The sequence below is a fragment of the Subsaxibacter sp. CAU 1640 genome, from assembly GCF_023156585.1.
GTDB lineage: Bacteria > Bacteroidota > Bacteroidia > Flavobacteriales > Flavobacteriaceae > JBPOFM01.
The window spans coordinates 382,400-402,764 of sequence record NZ_JALNMI010000003.1; the positions used below are offsets into that span (position 1 = coordinate 382,400).

The following is a 20,365-nucleotide window of genomic DNA, read 5'->3' on the forward strand; positions in this document are numbered from 1 at the left end:
GCTACATTGCGTTTAACTGCTTTAAATATTTTTCAGAATTGGCTTTCACATTTGCTGGAGGATTCATTGACAATGATTTTTTGAAATTCTTAATTGCATTTTCCTTATCCCCAACTGTGTAATAATATTCCCCTAGACTATCATAAGCGTTGGCACTTTTTGGATTTAATACAATAGCTTGTTTAAAGTATTTTAGAGCATTCTCATAATCTTTGGCATTCAGCATCTGATATCCAAGAAGATTTAATTGATTTTCGGTAGCCATTCCCATAGCTTCATCCATTATCTTGGCATAAGCTTGTTCATTGCCTTGTTTTCTTTCTAATTGTGCTTTCAACGCAAGATTGTTGAATGTTTTCTGACTATAAAATTGTCCTTCAATGGCATTGTCTATCCAACTTTCAGCTTCTTTATAATCTCCGCCATTGTTCAACACAAAAGTGGCCGCTTGTTCCCAAGTCTGTCTATTAAAACCTTCTTGGTTTTGAAGTTTTTCTTTAATTTCTGCAACTACGGTTTTATTGAGATCTACTTCAATTTTAAATGGAATCTGCTTCTTTTCCCAATTGAGAGCTATAATTGCCGAGCTTGGCTTTACCTCCAAAAATTCATATGTCAATTGCTCAACATGGGGAATTGATTTGGTATTTACATCAACTCTTAAAGCATCTTCTTCGGGTTTATAAAAAAAACTGCCCCAAGCAGTACTGTTTTTTGAGAAAATAATCGTCGCTTTATTATTTTCCTCAATTATCATGTGCAATCCGTATGTACCAGCCTTTAGAGGCTTCCCCTCAACATTTAAATCTGTGGATGTAAAAAATGTTGTATTCTCGTCGGCTCCTGCGCGCCATGGCGATTCTTTAGCGGTTCCAAACCCTAAATTATTCATGCCATATGGTACAAGATTTCCCCATATTTCACGACCATTCACGCTTGGTCTGGAATAATCTATTTGAATTTTAGTAATTCCAACCGTTTGAGAAACGGAAGCCTGCTGACTTCCTCTTGGAAGGTTTAATTGAGCTTTAGCCTTTGTAGTAGCAATGGCCACAATTGCTGTCGCCACAATGAAAGAATAAATATGCTTCATAATGAATTGGTTATTAGTTAATAATCTAAAATTAGAAGCAAATTTAATAGGTCTCTGTTAGGAGAAAGTTAAAACAGAAAGCTCGTTTGTTAATTAACTAAAATTTAAGAGGATAGGTAATGAAAACGATGATTAATGTCACTCGCCCAAGACTATTCATTCACCAATTCACTCACAAAATTTTCAAATTCTTCTTTGAATTCAACATATTTTTCACCTGTTGCAGGACCATTAAAACCTGTATGAATCTTTCGAACTTTCCCTTTTTTGTCGATAAAAATTGTTGTGGGATAAGATAAAACATGATTGAGCATTGGCAATTTTTCTTGTGCTTTTATTTTGTCAGATGTCCCATATTGCGCCAATAAAACTGGGTAATTAATACCTACACCATCTTCCAATCTTTTGATACCTTTAAAGGCTGCTTCTTCAGTTTTTGCATACTCAAAAGCCAATGCTACGAATTCAATATATTGATTGCTATTTTGCTTGTAATATTCAGAATAAAATCTGCTTTCATCAAGACAGTTTGGGCACCAGGTACCCATAATTTGGACAATCACAACTTTATTTTTAAATCGAGCATCAGTTAAAGATACCTTTTTTCCCGTTTCGTCTGGGAACGAGAAAGCAATTTTATCATAACCATCCTTCAAATAGGTCAATTTATTGGCATCAGGCAATTCGAAGTTTTCATTTCTCTTTGCGATAAATGGCTCGTTAAAATGATTTCCTGAATAAAATGTGCCCTGCATAGCATTATTGGAAACCGTTGCAGTAAACAAAAATGCGTGCGCTCCATCAAATGCGGAGAGCTTCAACTCATCACCATCCATCACGCCTTCCAGAAATCTATAATCTCCGGTAGTTGTTTCAAACGTTCCGGTCACCTTTGTACCTTCCTGATTAAATATGCCTTTTGCCAAATATTCATCTCCTTTAACTCCTTGACTAAAAACCACTTCCCAATTACCAGTCAAATTGGTAGACGGAGTATTTTCAGGAATATTAAAACGATTTTTTTCGCCATAATAAGCCTTAAATGGAAGAATTCTGTCCAGACTTTCTTTTATGAAATCGCCTTGCAAAATAGAGTCGGTCATTTTAAGTGCAAAATAGCCTTCAAAGACAGGCATTTGTATAAAAACTGAATCATTTCGATAGGTGATATCATCCACCAATATGACTTCATCAGCATTGAATATCTTAAGGCTCTTGTTTCCTGTAACGTCAAAGTTAAACGGAAGCACCTCACTATCTGAAATCTCCAACTCACCTCTCCAAACTCCTTGTTTCAAGGGAGTAACTTCTTCTTTGGTTTTACAAGAATACAAGGCTAGGATTGAAATAAGGTAAATTAAATTCCGCATAAATCAGTAGTTCACAGTTTAAAGGGTCGAAATAAAAACAAAATACTTATAAATAAAAATTATTTAGCATTTCTATTACAATTTGCTATTAGTATCTTTACACCCTTAATAAATTTAACACATGAAGATTTCTTATAACTGGCTAAAACAGTTTATAAATGTTGATTGGTCAGCTGAAAAAATCGGTGAACTTCTTACCGATTTAGGCCTTGAAGTTGAAGGTATTGAACCGTATCAATCCGTTAAAGGCGGATTACAAGGAATTGTTGTAGGCGAGGTTTTAACTTGCGTGCAGCATGACAATGCAGATAGGCTGAAAGTTACGACCGTAAATATTGGCGAAAACAAACCTTTACAGATTGTATGCGGCGCTCCAAACGTGGCTGTAGGCCAAAAAGTTCCTGTTGCAACCATAGGAACGACCCTTTATACCGCTGAAGGTGAAGCTTGGACTATCAAAAAAGGAAAAATTAGAGGTGAAGAAAGCCATGGAATGATTTGTGCAGAAGATGAGTTAGGATTGGGCAAATCGCATGACGGCATTATGGTTCTAGATAATAGTTTGCAAGTTGGGACGCTTGTCGCTGATGTTTTCAAGGTTGAAAATGATCAGGTTTTTGAAATCGGATTGACCCCAAACAGGGCTGACGCGATGAGTCATTTTGGAACTGCTCGCGACCTTAAGGCTGGCCTGGTTCAAAAGGAGATAAATGTTGAGTTGATTACACCTTCGGTCAGTTCATTTCATGTAGATAGTAGAACTCTTAAAATTGATGTTGAAGTTGAGGATAAAACATTGGCACCACGATATTGTGGTGTGACAATTTCTGGACTTAAAGTTGCCGAATCACCTTCTTGGCTTCAAAACAGATTAAAAGCCATAGGTTTAATGCCAAAAAACAATGTAGTTGATATAACCAACTATGTTTTGCATGAGCTAGGCCAACCGCTTCATGCTTTTGACGCTTCAAAAATCACAGGAAATAAAGTGGTGGTGAAAACACTTCCGACAGGTACAAAATTTACCACACTTGATGGTGTGGATCGTGAATTGCACGAAGAAGATCTGATGATTTGCAATGCTGAAAACCCAATGTGTATTGCTGGTGTTTTTGGCGGAATTGATTCTGGCGTAACCGAAAGCACCACAAGTATCTTTTTGGAAAGCGCTTACTTCAATCCCGTAAGCGTTAGAAAAACTGCAAAGCGCCATGCCATGAATACCGATGCGTCTTTTAGATTTGAACGAGGCATCGACCCAAATATCACTGAATATGCTTTAAAACGCGCTGCCCTTTTAATTCAAGAGGTCGCAGGCGGAAAAATCACTAGCGACATCATTGATTTGTACCCTAAAAAGATTGAGGATTTTCAAGTTAGGTTATCATTTGAAAATGCAAGCAAGATGATAGGTGAAGAAATTCCAAAAGAAATCATCAAACGCATCTTAACATCATTAGACATCAAAATCAATAATGTTACTGAAACCGGACTCGGATTGACGATTCCTGCATATCGCAATGATGTATCACGTGAGGCTGATGTTATTGAGGAAATTCTTCGGGTGTATGGTTACAACAATATCAACACGACCGAAAAACTGAATGCAAGTATTTCCAATATGTCAAAATTTGAAGATTATAAACTTCAGAATGTTATTGGAAACCAATTGGCTGCACAAGGATTTTTCGAAATCATGTCAAATTCACTGACGACTCCAAATTATATAAAGTTAAGCAACAATTTGAACGAAGACCACAATGTTGCCATGCTTAATCCTTTGAGCAATGATTTGAGCGTGATGCGCCAAAGTTTGTTGTTCTCCGGGCTTGAAGCTGTAGAACACAATATCAACAGAAGACGTTACGACCTTAAATTGTTCGAATTTGGAAAAACTTACCACAATTATAATGGCAATCGTGAAGAATTTAAACATCTATCGATTTTCGTTACCGGAAATAAAAATACCGAACGTTGGAATTCTACAACAACACCGAGTGATTTTTTCTTTCTTAAAGGAACCGTTACAGCTGTACTAAACCGTTTGGGAATCTCGAATTTCAAATCTTCTCCCATTCAAAATGATGCTTTTAGTGAAGGTGTCAGCCTTTCATTGGGTAAAACCAAATTAGTGGAATTTGGATTGATTCATAAAAAAGCCTTGAAACATTTTGGAATCACTCAAGATGTTTTATTTGCAGATTTTGACTGGGACAACGTTCTTTCAATGGCGAAACACAACAATATCAAGTTTAAAGACATCCCGAAATACCCTGAAGTGAGACGAGATTTCGCATTGCTGCTTGATGAAACCATTACTTTTGAACAGATTGATAGCATTGCGATGAAAACCGAGAAACAATTGCTGAAAGATGTTGATTTGTTCGATGTATATCAAGGAAAAAATCTTCCAAAAGGAAAGAAAAGCTATGCAGTGAGTTTTATTCTTCAAGATGAACACAACACTTTGACGGATAAACAGATTGACAAAATAATGAGCAAGCTCCAAAGCAATTTTGAAAAGGAACTTGGCGCCGAATTGAGATAACGATTGAAGATTGAAGATTGACAATTAAGTGCATTGGTCAGAATTACCTATGGTGTACATGTTAATTGCTCCTTCAGTATTTTAGCAATTTCAAAAGCCATTAAAGGCGGAACGGCATTGCCAATTTGTTGGTACTGGCTCAAGCCTTTTTCCCAGCTCATTTTAGTGCGCATACCTTCAAAAATAAAATCATCTGGAAAAGATTGTAACCTCGCTCCTTCTCTTGCCGTGAAATTTCTATGAAGATGCGGATGTATAAAATTGCTTTGAAAACTCGCAGCAATGGTTGGCGCTGGTTTATCGGCAATCAAACGCAAATTATTTTGACTGAATTTAATTTTTGATTTCGCTGTCGGATTTCCTCGCTGTACTGCACCATGTGTTTCCCAAACATCCAATAGATTTTTTCCTGGCTGAATGGCTTTAAAACGCTCAATCAACCGTTTGGTGTGTTTCATGGCGATGTGGTTATAAACTTTGTTAGCTTTATTTCGCATCCGCATTTGATAGTTATTTTGAGGTGCAGATGCATAATCCATCACTTCTTTTCCTTCTCCAGCTTGTATTGGAGGTAAATCTGAAGTGGCTTCATCTACCGTTATTTCAACATCGACACATCGTTCAGGAAATCTAGGTGATTGATTCAAATCTTTTCGTATACCAATAATAATTACGCGCTCTCTTGCTTGCGGCACGCCATAATCAGATGCTTTCAAAATCTTATAATCAACCTCATATCCATACTTTCCTGCCAACTTCAATTCTTCAAGTATTTGAAGCATCACTTTTCCAGATTGCATCGACAATAAACCTTTCACATTTTCCATCACAAAAGCCTTCGGACCGTACCAATCAATAGTTTTAACAAATTCATAAAACAACCTGTTTCTTGGGTCGTCTTTTACTTTGTTGCGCTTTTTATTGGCCAAACTGAATCCTTGACAAGGTGGTCCGCCAATAATTACATCAACAGCTGTTTTGTTGATATAAACATCAAAATCTGATTTCTTGAAATTTGAAAGGTCTCCACACAGAAAAGGAATTTCTGGAAAGTTTGTAGCGAAGGTTTTTTCGCAATTTTCATCAATATCTGAAGCCAATAGAGAATTAAATCCAGTCCATGAAAAACCCAGGGTCATTCCTCCGCAACCAGAAAACAAATCAATCGAAGTTAGCATATCTATTTTATCTTCGGCAATAATACTAAAATCATTCTACAAATTTGAAACCTTATTTCATACGTAAGAAAACCACCTAAATTTAGATGGAAAATATTATACTTTTTTTAAGGAATAAACTTCAAATTATCCTTAATTTTAACATTCTAAAATTCATAACACTATGGCAACAGTTACACTTAAAGGAAATAAGATACACACTTCAGGAAATTTACCATCTAAAGGTGACAAAGCTCCTGATTTTAAATTGACTGCAACCGATTTATCCACTAAAACCTTGAACGATTTCAAAGGACATAATTTAGTGTTGAACATTTTTCCAAGTGTTGATACTGGCACTTGTGCTACTTCCGTTAGAAAATTCAACAAAGAAGCAAGTGAATTGCAAGACACCAAAGTATTATGCATTTCACACGATTTACCTTTTGCATTTTCAAGGTTTTGCGGAGCAGAAGGACTTGATAATGTAGTAAGCTTGTCGGATTTTAAAGATGGAAGTTTTGGTAAAACTTATGGTCTGGACTTTGTTGATGGTCCGTTGGAAGCGTTACATTCTCGATGCATTGTCGTCATCAATAAAGATGGCAAGGTAGTTCATACGGAGCAAGTTCCTGAAATCGTTGATGAACCTAACTACCAAGCTGCCATAGACGCACTTTCATAATTGCATCAATGACCCAAAAGAAAGAATCATTCCTGATAAACAGGTTAAAAAGTGTGCGCTATGCTTTTAATGGCGCACTCTATTTATGTAAAACAGAGTCAAGCATTAAGATTCAGCTATTCATAACTGTTTTCGTGACTATTGCAGGCTTTTATTTCAATATTTCCAAAACAGAATGGCTCTTTCAAATTGCAATGATTGGATTGGTAATGAGCATAGAAGGCATCAACACAGCCATTGAGTATATTGCAGACTTCATACATCCAGATTTGCATTCTAGCATAGGTAGAATCAAGGATATTGCTGCAGGTGCAGTTTTTATTGCTTCTATAGCTGCTGTGGTAGGTGCCATCATTATTTACTACCCGAAAATTGTCTTAATGTTTATCTAAAAAAGGGGATTTCCAATGATATTTCAATGTTCATAAGTCCCTTTAAAATTATACTATTTACTTATAGTTTCCGTTAGGATAAACGTCAGTAATTTGTATTTTTGTTTCAATCTAACAACGTGTTGATGGCGAAGAAGAAAACCAAGACGAAAAGCAGTACTTCAACTAAAATCAAAAAACCGAGTTTCAAGTTATCAAGCCAACAAAAACTAATTTTTGGAAGCTTGCTGATTATTCTTGGTATTTTGATGTTCATTGCCTTTCTCTCCTTCTTTTTTACTGGTAAGGTCGACCAGAGCACACTTACCGAAATGTCATCAAGAGACGTAAAAGCAGAAAACTGGCTGAACAAAGTCGGTGCTTGGGTGAGCGATTTCTTCATCATCAAGGGCTTTGGAATCTCTTCTTTTATTTTTTCCGGATTGCTTTTTCTTTCTGGGATTTACGTTACGCTCGACCTAAAAAAAGCCAAACTTCGCAAGCATTGGATTTGGGGAACACTGATTGCCATTTGGTTTTCAATTCTCTTCGGATTTTTTGCACATAAATATGACGCACTTGGCGGCACCATTGGTTTTGAAATGAATAGTTTCCTTCAGGATTACATTGGTGTGATTGGAACGGTGTTGTTATTGGTATTTGGATTGATTGCCTATTTGGCGATTCGATTTAAAGTCACTGGTCAACATTTTGTGGATTTATTTAAATCTGCCAAAAAGGATTTGAAATCAGATTATCAATTGGAGAATGAAGACAATGGCTATGCAGCCATTGATAATGATTTGACAGCTGAAGCTGAAGATATCAAGTCTGCTTTCGACTTAACACCAGTAAAAAGTGAACCTACCATCGAAAAACATTCAAAGCCTGCAGTAGTTAATGAAACAAAACCTGTATTTAATGAGCCAATTAAAGCTCCAGAGAGTGATGTTGCCATTGAGGTAGAAGAGATTGCAGAAGAAGAATCTGAAATTGATAATCTCTCCAATAAATTGGTGGAAGACTTTGGGCAGTTCGACCCAACTCTTGAATTGAGCAAATACCAGTTCCCTCCTCTCGATTTATTGAAAAAATACGATTCTGAAGGCATCACTATCAACCAAGAAGAGCTTGAAGAAAATAAAAACAAGATTGTTGAGACCTTAAATAATTATAATATCGGTATTGCAAACATTAAAGCAACTATTGGTCCGACAGTTACACTTTATGAAATTGTTCCAAATGCTGGAGTGCGTATTTCAAAAATCAAGAATTTAGAAGATGATATCGCATTGTCATTAGCTGCTCTTGGCATTCGTATCATCGCTCCTATTCCTGGCAAGGGAACTATTGGTATCGAGGTTCCGAATAAAAATTCAACTATTGTATCGATGCGTTCGGTCATTGCATCACAAAAGTTTCAAAAATCAGATATGGAATTGCCAATTGCCTTTGGTAAAACCATAAGCAATGAAACTATGGTGGTCGATTTGGCAAAAATGCCTCACCTCTTAATGGCTGGTGCTACTGGTCAAGGTAAATCAGTAGGATTGAATGCGGTGTTGACGTCTTTATTGTACAAAAAACATCCAGCGGAAGTCAAATTCGTATTGGTCGATCCTAAAAAAGTGGAGTTGACTTTATTCAACAAAATAGAACGTCATTATTTGGCAAAATTGCCTGACAGTGAAGAAGCCATCATTACAGACAATACTAAAGTGATTCACACTTTGAACTCCTTGTGTATTGAGATGGACAACCGTTACGAGATGCTGAAAAATGCAATGTGCCGTAACATCAAGGAATACAACGAGAAGTTCAAGGCAAGAAAATTGAATCCTAATGAAGGTCATCAATATTTACCATACATCGTTTTGGTGGTGGATGAGTTTGCCGACTTGATTATGACCGCTGGCAAGGAAGTAGAAACGCCGATAGCACGTTTAGCGCAATTGGCGAGAGCTATTGGTATCCATTTGATTATTGCCACACAGCGTCCATCTGTCAATGTAATCACTGGTATTATCAAAGCTAATTTCCCTGCTCGTATTGCTTTTAGGGTAACTTCCAAAATAGATTCAAGGACTATCTTGGACAATTCTGGTGCCGATCAATTGATAGGTCGTGGAGATATGCTGTACACCCAAGGAAATGAGTTGACACGTATTCAATGTGCCTTTGTGGACACACCAGAAGTGGAGAACATAACAGAGTACATTGGCAACCAAAAAGCATATCCAGATGCCTATCTTCTGCCAGAATATGTAGGTGAAGAGAATGGCACAAGTCTTGATATAGATATAGCCGACAGAGATAAACTGTTTAAAGAAGCTGCAGAGGTCATTGTTACGGCACAACAAGGATCGGCATCACTGTTACAGCGCAAGCTGAAATTGGGCTATAACAGAGCTGGTAGATTGATAGATCAACTGGAGGCTGCAGGGATTGTTGGTCCTTTTGAAGGTAGCAAGGCGCGACAGGTTTTGGTACCAGATCTTGTGGCTTTGGAACAATTATTGGAAAATGAAACCATCTAAAAAAATACAATTTATTTAATTATGAAATATATACTTTTTGCATTCGTTTTATTGATTTCTTTCTCCACTCAAGCGCAAGATGGCGCAAAGGCAAAGGCACTTTTGAATGAGGTGAGCCAGAAAGTTAAGAGCTATAATAACATCAGTATCGATTTTAAGTATGTCTTGAAAAACACCAGCGAGAACATCAATCAAGAAACTCGTGGTGATGTGGTCATTGAAGGTGATAAATACTTGTTGAACATCCTGGGAATAACAAGAATCTTTGATGGCAAAACATTATATACCATTAATCCTGAAGATGAAGAAGTGACCATTTCTAAAGACAATTCTGATGATGAAGGTACCATTACTCCTAGCAAAATGCTGTCGTTCTATAAAGATGGATATACCTATAAGATGGACATCGTTCAGAACGTCAATGGCAGAAAAATTCAATATGTAAAATTGAGCCCTATTGACACTAATTCTGAAATCAAAAGTGTCTTGTTAGGTATCGATGCACAGACCAAACACATCTACAATCTTATTGAGACTGGCAAAAACGGCACACAGACAACCCTAACTGTTAATTCTTTTAAAACCAACGAGCCTATTTCAAAAGCCTTGTTTACTTTTGACAAAAATAAATATAAAGGCTACTACATTAATAAGTTAGATTAAGGTTGTCGCTTATTCCAATCGATGAAAATATTAGATAGGTACATACTCAAGACCTACTTGAAAACATTTATGAGCGTGTTTATAATACTCATGCTCATTTTTGTTTTACAGACGGTTTGGCTCTACATCAGCGAGTTGGCTGGTAAAGACCTTGATATGATGACCGTCGGGAAATTCTTGTTGTACTTTATGCCAAAGTTGATGCCTTTGGTATTGCCGCTCACTATCTTATTGTCATCCATTATGGTGTTTGGGAGCTTTGCCGAAAACTATGAGTTTGCCGCTATGAAATCAACTGGGATTTCATTACAGCGAGCTATGCGCGGCTTGAGCATCTTCATCGTGGGACTTGCCATCACGACTTTCTTTTTTGCCAACAATGTAATTCCTTGGGCTGAATTTGAGTCTTACAATCTCCGTAAGAACATTGCACAACTAAAGCCTGCCATGGTGATAGCAGAAGGTCAGTTCAACGAGATTGGGAACATCAACATTAAGGTGGACAAGAAAACAGGCGAACAAGGTCAGTTTTTGGAAAAAGTGGTAATGCACATCAAATCAGAGAAACGACTTGGTAACTACAAAGTTATTATCGCTGAAAGGGGTGAATTGGTAAGCAATGAGAACTCAAACATCTTGCAATTGGTCTTGCATGATGGTCATTATTACGAAGAGATTTTCAGCAAAGACCCAAAAGAATCTCAAAAGAAGCCGCATGCAAAGAGTTATTTTGAAACCTATACTATTAATGTAGATTTAGAAGCACTCAATAATGTTGATTTAGAAGAGAAAAGCTTTAGCGACCGATTCAATATGCTGAATGTAAGCGGATTGAATTATTACATTGACAGTCTTCAAACGGATAGAAAGAATGACTTAAAAGGTTTTTCGGATATTCTCTATTCAAGGTCAAACATCAATAGTCTCAACATTAATGTAGAAACCAAAAAAGATTCAATTTATAAAGGTGACTTCCTTTCTTTATTTGACACCAAAACAAAAAGTCAACTTTACAATTTGGCCATTAATACAGTTAACAGTACCAATCAAATAATCAGTACTAAACAACAAAATTTTCAATTTAAGCATAAGACGCTCAATAAACACATTATTGCATTACATGAAAAATATGCTTTGGGTTTTGCCTGTATCATCCTATTTTTTGTGGGCGCTCCTTTAGGTGCTTTGATTCGTAAAGGTGGGGTTGGGCTTCCTATGGTCATTGCCATTTTGCTCTTTCTTACCTACCACTTTATTGGAATATTTGCCAAAAACAGCTCGCAGGATGGTACGTTGAATCCGGTGTTTGCGACCTGGCTCTCCACTTTGATCATGTTGCCTCTAGGCATCTCGTTGACCAGACGTGCGACCAAAGACAGAGGTCTGTTTGAATTCGGAAGTTATTTGGATCCTATCAAAAAGTTCTTGAAACTAAAACAAAAAGTCCTGTATGACGAAGACGGTAAGGACATTTCCTATACATATTTTGAAGGCTATAGCGACGAGAAGTTGATTGACATTCTTAAAAATTATGATAGCTACAACTTCAACAAAGTCAGCAAGGCCAAGGCCTTTGCGGTGCTTGAAAAACGCGGTGTAAGATTTGATACGTTGGCTGCTCATGGCGTTGTGGTTGACGAGAACTTTATTTCATCCTCTGCTAGAGCTAAAGATTGTATAGATTATTCAAGATTTGCCTTTATCTTTTATATTATAGGTATAGCGCTGCTTGTTCTTCACTTTGTGTTTAAGAACAATAAATTCCCAGAGTTTGCTGCTGCCTCACGAGATTTGAGCATTATCTCACTTTGTATCTATCTGCTTTATTTCGTAGTGACCTATATTCTAACGAAAAAATTCTATAAGCAATTCAATTTTAAAGTAAAACCTTTAAGTCTTCTATTGATGCTTTTTGGCTTTCCTTTTTATATGATTGCGCACTTCCTGTTGAGAAACAAGATACGCGAAGACTTAAACCAAAGTGCTTTAGAAAATATAAATTAAGCCGTATCTTTGCGCATAATTTATCGTAACATGAATACTACTGTTTTGGAATCAAAAGTACAGCTCAATACCATAGCAGAAGCCATAGATGACATCAAAAAAGGAAAAGTCATTATTGTGGTGGACGATGAAAACCGTGAAAATGAAGGCGATTTTATTGCCGCTGCCGAAATGGTCTCTCCCGAGATGATCAACTTTATGGCGAAACACGGTCGTGGTCTTATTTGTGCGCCTCTTACCGAAGACCGTTGCGAAGAGCTAGACCTGACCATGATGGTACAAAATAACACTGTATTACATCATACCCAGTTTACCGTATCGGTTGATTTGATAGGTCATGGTTGTACTACGGGTATTTCGGTGCACGATAGGTCAAAGACCATCAAAGCATTGGTAAATTCTGATACGAAACCACATCATCTTGGAAGACCAGGACACATTTTTCCGCTACGCGCGAAGAATGGCGGTGTGTTGAGACGTACAGGGCATACCGAAGCCGCTGTAGATCTGGCGCGTTTGGCGGGCTATCAACCAGCAGGAATTTTGGTCGAAATCTTGAATGAAGATGGTACCATGGCGCGCTTACCGCAATTGATGGAAGTGGCAAAGAAATTCGACTTGAAAATCATTTCCATTGAAGATTTGGTCGCGTACCGTATGGAGCATGACTCACTCATTGAGAAAAAGGAAGACTTTGACATTGAAACACGCTTTGGACACTACCGTTTGCGAGCTTATGAGCAGACCACCAATCACCAGATACACATTGCACTTACCAAAGGACACTGGACTGCTGACGAACCTGTTTTAACACGTGTGAATGCCACGCTCGTCAACAATGATATTCTTGGAACGCTTACCAACAATGCCGATGAAAAGCTGGACGATATGTTTAAGGTCGTGAACGATGCTGGTAAGGGCGCCATCATTTTCATTAACCAGCAGGCAGAAAGCATGAACTTACTGAAACGTCTTAACTTGCTGAAAGAATCTCAAGTTGAGGGCAAAGTGGTAAAGGCACCAAGTATTGAGATGGACTCTAAAGACTTCGGCATCGGCGCACAGATACTGCACGATTTAAAAATACATAAGCTGCGCCTTATCAGCAACAGCCAACAAACCAAACGTGTTGGGATGATAGGCTATGGATTGGAGATTATGGAATACGTTAGTTATTAAATAGGGTTTATAACTGATAAAAAAACAAAACATGACCCAGCAACCCAAACAACCACTAACGCCAAAGGGCTATGTAGCCATTAACAAAATGCTTCACACTATGTTCTTGACCGCTATGATAGGCTTCGCAGTAGTTGTGTCAGTACTTACAGATTCATGGCAGATAGTTTTAGACTTTAGTGATATCTTCATGATCATTGTACCCATCGTAGCAGTGTCAGGTTTGATGCTCTCAAGAGTTGTGTTCAATAAACAGTTGGAAACAGTGCAATCATTGACAGATCTAAAATCAAAAATGGAGCGTTACCAAACTGCCCGTTTGATTATGTATGCTTTGATAGAAGGTCCTGCCCTGTTCGCCTTGGTTTTGTTTTTAAATTCAGAAAATGCGTTCTTCCTTTTGATAGCTTTAGGTATGATTTTATACTTTATAATTCTTAAACCTACAAGCCACGGTGTCGAAACCGATTTGCACCTCACGCCTGCCATGCGCCAACAGTTCAGAAATCAAAACGAAGCTATACTATAAATAAGTTTCACGTATGTAAAGCATCTAATTTCTTCAAAAATTCTGACGAGTGTTACATTACGAAATGTATTGAGTATAGAAATCCATTCGTTGACGACAAAAGATATTACCTTTACGTCAGAAATTAAATCATTAACTACATATACAAACTCGATGAACACGATAGTAACAATGTTAACTACGGTAATTATATCGTTCACAACACTAATAAATTCATCTACCAAAAGAGTTGCAAAGCTTACAACAGGTATTAAATCGTTGATGCATAAATAAAATCTTCAACTACAAGAATTACAAAACGTACTACAGTAATTATATCGTTCAAACCAATAATAAATTTATCTACCAAAAGAATTGTAATGTCAACTAAAGGAGTAATACCGTTGAACATCGAAGTTGAGACATTCATAACGTAATTTTAATTATTAGTAACAGAACTTATATCGCGAACTTTAAGCTTTTAATGCAGTTAACAATATTTATTTCTATAGCAAATTTAGACTTAATCACTCCGTAGCTTATAGTCAAGAAATAATTTTTAATAGCTCTATAAGACAGCACTGGCTTATATAATTATTTTATTATATTTATAATTATGTCTTAATAATGTCAAAACATCATTAGCAACTTTTGGAAATGATTATATGAAAAAAACAATACTAATTTTAATTCACCTGTTTCTAACTAAAATAATATACGCCCAAGTCTGTCAACTAGATTTTACCTTTGGATCAAATGGTATTGTTATTACTGACATTTATAATAGTGGTTCTAGAGACGAAGCATTTTCAGTTATTTTAACTGAAAATGAAACGAAAATCCTTGCTATAGGAAGAACTTTTACTAGCTCGGAAAATATTGACATTGCGTTGGTTCAATACAATCTTGATGGTTCGCTAGACACGTCTTTCGGAACAAATGGTCAAGTTATTATGGACCTTTCTGGAAACATGGACGTAGCTAATTCCGCTCTATTGCAAGCCGACAATAAGATTCTTATAGTTGGTGAAACTACTAATGCACATAGAGATCTTTTCGTAGCACGTCTTCACCCTGATGGAGCTTTAGATACATCATTCGGTGTTAATGGAATTTTTATATACGACAATGGATACAGAAATATTGGCAAAAAATTAGCATTTACTCCTGATAACAAGATTATGGTTGGAGGTGAAGTTAATTCTAACTATGCACTGCTTCGTTTAACATCTGATGGAAATTTAGATACAACTTTTAATGCCGACGGAATAGTCACAACGGATTTAAATGCTCCTACATCTGAATGGAACGAAATGCATGATATGATAATACAACCTGATGGAAAAATCTTGGTTGGTGGGGAGAGTCAATTAATTGAAAATTGTGAAGATTATTATTATACAGATAGAGCCCTACTTAGATATAATACAAATGGTGTTCTAGATTGGACATTTGGTAATGGTGGAGTTATTTACGGCTCGTATCTAGGTGCATGTGGTTATAATGACACTATTCAGTCAATAAACCTTCTGCCTGACGGCAAAATTATAACAGTAGGTTATTTGTTCAATTATTACATCTCTGGGTCTTATTACGTTGCCGTTCAAAAATTCAATTCAAATGGCACTTTAGATACAGGCTTTGGGACCAACGGCTCTACTTATTTGAATAATTTTGGCGAAGGTAACGATTCTACTATACAAAGAGGGGAGGGTAACGATTCTATCATACAAGAAGATGGTAAAATAATTATAGCTGGCTATTATACATATTCTTCTCCAACACTTCCATTGCAAGCAAATTTCCGCTTGTTTCGTTTAGATAGTAATGGGGCTTTTGACAATACCTTTGGCAATGTAAATGCATCATATGCTACTGTAGATACGGACATAAATAACAATTCCTATGATATTTGCACAAGCTTGCTCCGTCAATCAAATGACAAATTAATATTGGCAGGATCTACCAGGCCTAATTATCCATCATCAAATTATGACTTCACTCTAGCCAGATATATTGTTTCAGACGCCTTGGGTACGCCAGATAATTTAACTGACAACCCTTACTACACAGTCTATCCAAATCCTTTTAGCAATAACATAAAACTTAAAGGAGTAAGTACTTTAGACACTTTTGTTAACATAGAAATATGTTCAGCCGAGGGTAAAAAAGTTAAAACAATTACAAACTATAATTTACAGAATGAGTTAGACTTGTCATCCTTTAAAAATGGTATATATTTTCTCAAAATATATAATCAATCGGGCATTCAAGTTATTAAGATAATTAAATACTAAAGATTTAATTCAATATTTGAATGAACCATTTTATTCACATATATCTTGTAAAAACTAATCTGTAAGCTATCAGATATGGTATTTCAAATAAGACTTATTTCCTACGGAAACAAACTTCGTTTTATAAATGAATAAATACAAAACCATCGAAGTTAATGACTATGAAAAAATGCTAAAGGAAATTAGCGCTACTAATGCATTAGATTTTGAAAAACACGATTTATTTATTTTTGGAAGTGGTGGACAAGACAGAAAATTTTATTCTGAATTAAGAACGAATCCGAAATATGAAGTACTCTGGTCAGGTTGGTCTGGACCCAAATGGACAAAATTTCTCTCATTCATTCCAGGACAAGCAGGACTTGTTAGAATATTAGATCAAAGCTCTTTTTACGAGTTATATAATGAACTGGCAGTTTATAGCGTTTCAGATGCCATCTATTTAAGAAAGCAATTAACAGACGAATTAACCCAACAGGTAAAAAATAAAACTTCTAGCATCAATTTTGAATCATTTCTTGAAAACGAACCAATCTCATCCGTTTTAACTTCAGAAACCAATGACACCCTGATAGAAAATGGCAAAGAAAAGTTTTTATACGAGTACATATTTGGCAGAGAGCTAAACCAGTCCTTAAAAAACATGATCAGACGCAAAAACGAGGATGCCACAAAACTCCACCTCTAGCCCACTCATTCAAACTCCTCCAAAACCCATGCCTCACCTCACAGCAGCCATACTAACCTCCCTCATCACGGGGATTGTCCTATGGTATTCCGAAATACAATCAAACAAAAGACAGAAAAAAGACATATCAGGCAAATATGTCTTGAGAGCTAGTTTAATCTATAAAATCACTGGAATAGTCACCACCATCATCGGACTTACATTCACCAACCTCATGATCTTAAATTGGAACGACGACATACAAATAATAGCACCCATCGTTTCAGGTATGTTTTTGATTCCTGGCGTCGCCATTACCATGTTTTATTATAACTATAGAGTGGAGTTCGATGACACCAGAATTACCGTTACCAATTGGAAAGCCACAAAAAAAACCTTCCATTGGCACCAATTATCAAAAGTTCGCTACCTAGGCTCATTAAAATGCCTCTACTTAAAATCCAGCACACACAGCACATACATCAACCAAGATTCCGTCGGATTTATTAACTTTATGGAAATGCTCGAATCACAAACCAATTATACAGCCAAAACATTGAAAATCAAATAAAGATACCACCTATTTTAACTTGTAGCCACTGCAGTGACCTTTAATTTAAAAAAATGAAAACATCCATTATCAACAGTACCATACTAGGCATGGCATTTTTCTTCCTCGCGTCATCTGCCTTTGCTCATCCTACAGGAAATATGGTAACCATTGGCGACGCCGTGGTATGGTCGTATATAAATCCACTAAACGACCCAAACCATTATGCATGTGTGATGATCTATACACGAGGCTCCCAACCAAAGGTCTATTTGCAATCTGAATATACGGCCAGCGATTTTATGCTCTATAGCAAGCAAAACGAACTCTACATCATCGAAAGACGGTTTTTGCAGGCAACTAATGAATTTCAAGTCAGAGTCCTAAAAGCTACAATCGATAAACAGCCCACAGTTATATGGGATTGGTTCAAAGACCATTACAGAATAGGAGAAGGCGGTTTCTTCATGCGTTCAGACCATGAAATGGTTTTTGCAAAATACCCCGACGCATATAACCTTAAAAAAGGTGAACAGCCCACCACCTATTTCCAATTCGAGCATCCCATTAAAAGAATCCGCGCAGTAGAGCATAACCAAATCCTTTTATTGGCCGATAACGCCTGTTATCTGGTAGATCAAAACGGAAAAATCCTAAAACAATGGAATGACCTCATTGACCAAAAAGTGAAACACCCACCTATGAACCACAATCAAGTGTTCGATGCCGACTATTCTAATGGAGAATTACTGCTATCCTATTGGGGCAAACGATGTTTCGATGTCATCGATTCAAACAGAAAACGCTATACCATTCTTCAACAATCCGAACCATTGGTACCACACTGGGTCGCCTTTTGGAACAAAGAAAAATTACTATTTTCATCCAGATTAATTTTCGACGGTACCACCCCACAGCCCCACTTAACCCTACTCAACCCACAAAACAATCAAACACTCCTATGGACCACACCATAAAAAAATCCATATACGCTCTCGCCATTCTCTGGCTACTATCGTTTCAATGCGCCATAGCACAACTACAAAACAACCAGGCTACAGATACCATCACCACCATCCTGTTCAAGGTAACCTCGCCCCATACCGATAACGTCTCCTACCTATTTGGAACCCACCATGCTTTCGGAAAAGAATTTTTTGACTCCTTAAACATAGCCCATCAAGCCCTTGCATCAAGTCAAATAGTCATAAAGGAAAACCTCAACATTCCCGGTCAAACCGCCCAAGACATTATCAACCGCAGAACCAACACCACACCTTGGAACAAATATTTGAGCAACCAAGACCTCGCATACATCAAAAACCTCTTCGCTACCAGCCCTACAGATTATAACAAAATGACCCCCACAGAAATGTACACCTTTCTCAACAGACATTTCAAACAGCAAGTATGTCTCAACAAAGCAGCAGATGACACCTCGCTTTCTTTAGACGATTATATAGCCACAAAAGCCGTTGAGCAAAACATACCACTCTACGGGCTCGAAACAACACAGCAACAAATCACTTTACTCAACAAAGACGTCGAGAGATTGCCCCAAAAAAACCACAAGCGAAGACTCTCCAACATCATCAAAAAAATCAAAAACAAAAACATAAACAACTGCGAAGAAACAAAGTGGTATGCACACATGGCTATCCACTATCAACTACAGGCACCCTGTAGAAATCACCTTATATTGACAGACAGAAACGCCCTATGGATGGCACAAATAAGCCAAAAGCTTCAAGAAAAAAACTGCTTTATCGCCGTTGGCTTAAGCCATTTAATGTACAGTTGCGGCCTCATCAATCAATTGACCCAACTAGGCTACACCGTCACACCAGTTTACCTAAAATAAAACCATTATTCACATTAAAAACTAATCAACCACGCCACCCTCTCCTCAAAATCGAACAATAACAAAACCCCAAAAAGCATAACAAAAAGTTCCTCATATCCCGTTAAGATAATGAGATATAGAGTATATTTATCCTCATATAACGAGTTGTACACAATTAAACCAAGCATTCCGCTGAAAAGAAAAATTGAGGGAATTACCTAAAGATATTATTGACGAAATGAAAAACCGGTTTGACTCGGACTTAATTTCTGCGAATAAAATTTTAACGGAATATTTGAAAGAATACGACTATTTGAATTCTGACCGAATTATTCGCTGTGTAATATTTCTAACTCAAAACGGAATCGAAAACTTTGAAAAAAATTTGATTTTAGCAAAAGTTGACCCAAGAGATGTGATGTTTTGGGCTGAATATGAGAACCATAATGAAAATCACCCGAATAGAATTCTTGACTTTAATAAAACTTTTTCGGAAAATGGTGTTTAAGGAAAAAACAAAGGATAATGAACTTTATGTTTATCTCAATGGAAAACTGATTTACAAAAAGTGGTTAACTTCTGGAGAATCGAAAGTATTTGACGTAATGGCTTATGACAAATACACTCTGGAATCAATAAAAAAAAGAAATAACTGTGTACAACACCGGCTATAATTCCTTGCGGTTGAATTCCTTATCGGAATTCAACGCAAATTTGCTATCTTCGGTTTACGACCGACACGAGCACAAAGTGCAAACTGGCGAAGCAAACTAAAGCCAAACACGTTGGCAGTAATTTGAAAAAACAAATTTGGACAAATTCGACAAAGAAATATTGTTTGAGTATATCTGGAAACTGATTAGCTTCTTTTATGCAATAATGATTCTACTTTC

Annotated in this window: 18 protein-coding genes; 14 read left to right on the top strand and 4 right to left on the bottom strand. The window is 36.9% G+C overall.

Annotation, left to right across the window (positions count from 1 at the left end):
- Position 1 precedes the first annotated feature (1 nt).
- Together M0G43_RS09115 and M0G43_RS09120 are read right to left on the bottom strand one after the other, a co-directional pair.
- Positions 2-1,093: a DUF2911 domain-containing protein gene (locus tag M0G43_RS09115; protein WP_248025249.1), complete on the bottom strand. Its 1,092-nt coding sequence runs from the start codon at positions 1,091-1,093 to the stop codon at positions 2-4.
- Between the two features lie 152 nt (positions 1,094-1,245).
- Positions 1,246-2,463, bottom strand: coding sequence for a peroxiredoxin family protein (locus M0G43_RS09120; RefSeq protein ID WP_248025251.1), 1,218 nt, complete (start codon positions 2,461-2,463; stop codon positions 1,246-1,248).
- Positions 2,464-2,584: 121 nt separating this feature from the next.
- Here M0G43_RS09120 and pheT point away from each other — a divergent pair, with 121 nt between their 5' ends.
- The gene (pheT, locus tag M0G43_RS09125) at positions 2,585-5,011 is read left to right on the top strand and encodes a phenylalanine--tRNA ligase subunit beta (RefSeq protein ID WP_248025253.1); all 2,427 of its coding nucleotides are present in this window, start codon (positions 2,585-2,587) and stop codon (positions 5,009-5,011) included.
- 47 nt (positions 5,012-5,058) lie between these two features.
- Here the strand turns inward: pheT and M0G43_RS09130 are convergent, their stop codons facing one another.
- The gene (locus M0G43_RS09130) at positions 5,059-6,189 is read right to left on the bottom strand and encodes a DNA cytosine methyltransferase (protein ID WP_248025254.1); all 1,131 of its coding nucleotides are present in this window, start codon (positions 6,187-6,189) and stop codon (positions 5,059-5,061) included.
- 163 nt (positions 6,190-6,352) lie between these two features.
- Between M0G43_RS09130 and tpx the strand changes: the two genes are divergently transcribed.
- From tpx to M0G43_RS09165, 7 genes are all read left to right on the top strand, one after another.
- Positions 6,353-6,853: a thiol peroxidase gene (tpx, locus tag M0G43_RS09135; RefSeq protein ID WP_248025255.1), complete on the top strand. Its 501-nt coding sequence runs from the start codon at positions 6,353-6,355 to the stop codon at positions 6,851-6,853.
- Between the two features lie 8 nt (positions 6,854-6,861).
- On the top strand, positions 6,862-7,245 hold the full coding sequence (locus tag M0G43_RS09140) for a diacylglycerol kinase family protein (protein ID WP_248025260.1): 384 nt from the start codon (positions 6,862-6,864) through the stop codon (positions 7,243-7,245).
- 125 nt (positions 7,246-7,370) lie between these two features.
- Complete coding sequence (locus M0G43_RS09145) at positions 7,371-9,761, top strand: DNA translocase FtsK (protein ID WP_248025262.1); 2,391 nt, start codon at positions 7,371-7,373, stop codon at positions 9,759-9,761.
- 21 nt (positions 9,762-9,782) lie between these two features.
- The gene (locus tag M0G43_RS09150; RefSeq protein WP_248025264.1) at positions 9,783-10,424 is read left to right on the top strand and encodes a LolA family protein; all 642 of its coding nucleotides are present in this window, start codon (positions 9,783-9,785) and stop codon (positions 10,422-10,424) included.
- Between the two features lie 21 nt (positions 10,425-10,445).
- The gene (locus tag M0G43_RS09155) at positions 10,446-12,428 is read left to right on the top strand and encodes an LptF/LptG family permease (RefSeq protein ID WP_248025268.1); all 1,983 of its coding nucleotides are present in this window, start codon (positions 10,446-10,448) and stop codon (positions 12,426-12,428) included.
- 30 nt (positions 12,429-12,458) lie between these two features.
- Entirely contained in the window at positions 12,459-13,607 is a 1,149-nt protein-coding gene (gene ribB / locus M0G43_RS09160) for a 3,4-dihydroxy-2-butanone-4-phosphate synthase (protein WP_248025272.1), read from the top strand.
- A 31-nt stretch (positions 13,608-13,638) separates the two neighbouring features.
- Positions 13,639-14,136, top strand: coding sequence for a hypothetical protein (locus M0G43_RS09165; protein ID WP_248025280.1), 498 nt, complete (start codon positions 13,639-13,641; stop codon positions 14,134-14,136).
- A 250-nt stretch (positions 14,137-14,386) separates the two neighbouring features.
- Here the strand turns inward: M0G43_RS09165 and M0G43_RS09170 are convergent, their stop codons facing one another.
- On the bottom strand, positions 14,387-14,545 hold the full coding sequence (locus M0G43_RS09170; protein ID WP_248025282.1) for a hypothetical protein: 159 nt from the start codon (positions 14,543-14,545) through the stop codon (positions 14,387-14,389).
- Positions 14,546-14,780: 235 nt separating this feature from the next.
- Here M0G43_RS09170 and M0G43_RS09175 point away from each other — a divergent pair, with 235 nt between their 5' ends.
- The 6 genes from M0G43_RS09175 (at position 14,781) to M0G43_RS09200 (ending at position 19,980) form a co-directional block, all read left to right on the top strand.
- Positions 14,781-16,412: a T9SS type A sorting domain-containing protein gene (locus M0G43_RS09175; RefSeq protein ID WP_248025283.1), complete on the top strand. Its 1,632-nt coding sequence runs from the start codon at positions 14,781-14,783 to the stop codon at positions 16,410-16,412.
- Positions 16,413-16,539: 127 nt separating this feature from the next.
- Positions 16,540-17,100, top strand: a complete 561-nt coding sequence (locus M0G43_RS09180; protein WP_248025285.1) for a hypothetical protein — start codon at positions 16,540-16,542, stop codon at positions 17,098-17,100.
- Positions 17,078-17,650 (top strand): hypothetical protein, encoded by a 573-nt coding sequence (locus M0G43_RS09185; protein ID WP_248025286.1) that lies wholly within the window; start codon positions 17,078-17,080, stop codon positions 17,648-17,650. Before M0G43_RS09180 ends, M0G43_RS09185 begins: the two co-directional genes overlap by 23 nt.
- Before the next feature lie 53 nt (positions 17,651-17,703).
- The gene (locus M0G43_RS09190; RefSeq protein ID WP_248025287.1) at positions 17,704-18,606 is read left to right on the top strand and encodes a hypothetical protein; all 903 of its coding nucleotides are present in this window, start codon (positions 17,704-17,706) and stop codon (positions 18,604-18,606) included.
- The gene (locus M0G43_RS09195) at positions 18,591-19,490 is read left to right on the top strand and encodes a TraB/GumN family protein (RefSeq protein WP_248025290.1); all 900 of its coding nucleotides are present in this window, start codon (positions 18,591-18,593) and stop codon (positions 19,488-19,490) included. The genes M0G43_RS09190 and M0G43_RS09195 overlap by 16 nt, the downstream gene beginning before the upstream one ends.
- 220 nt (positions 19,491-19,710) lie before the next feature.
- The gene (locus M0G43_RS09200) at positions 19,711-19,980 is read left to right on the top strand and encodes a hypothetical protein (RefSeq protein ID WP_248025293.1); all 270 of its coding nucleotides are present in this window, start codon (positions 19,711-19,713) and stop codon (positions 19,978-19,980) included.
- Positions 19,981-20,365: the final 385 nt, after the last annotated feature.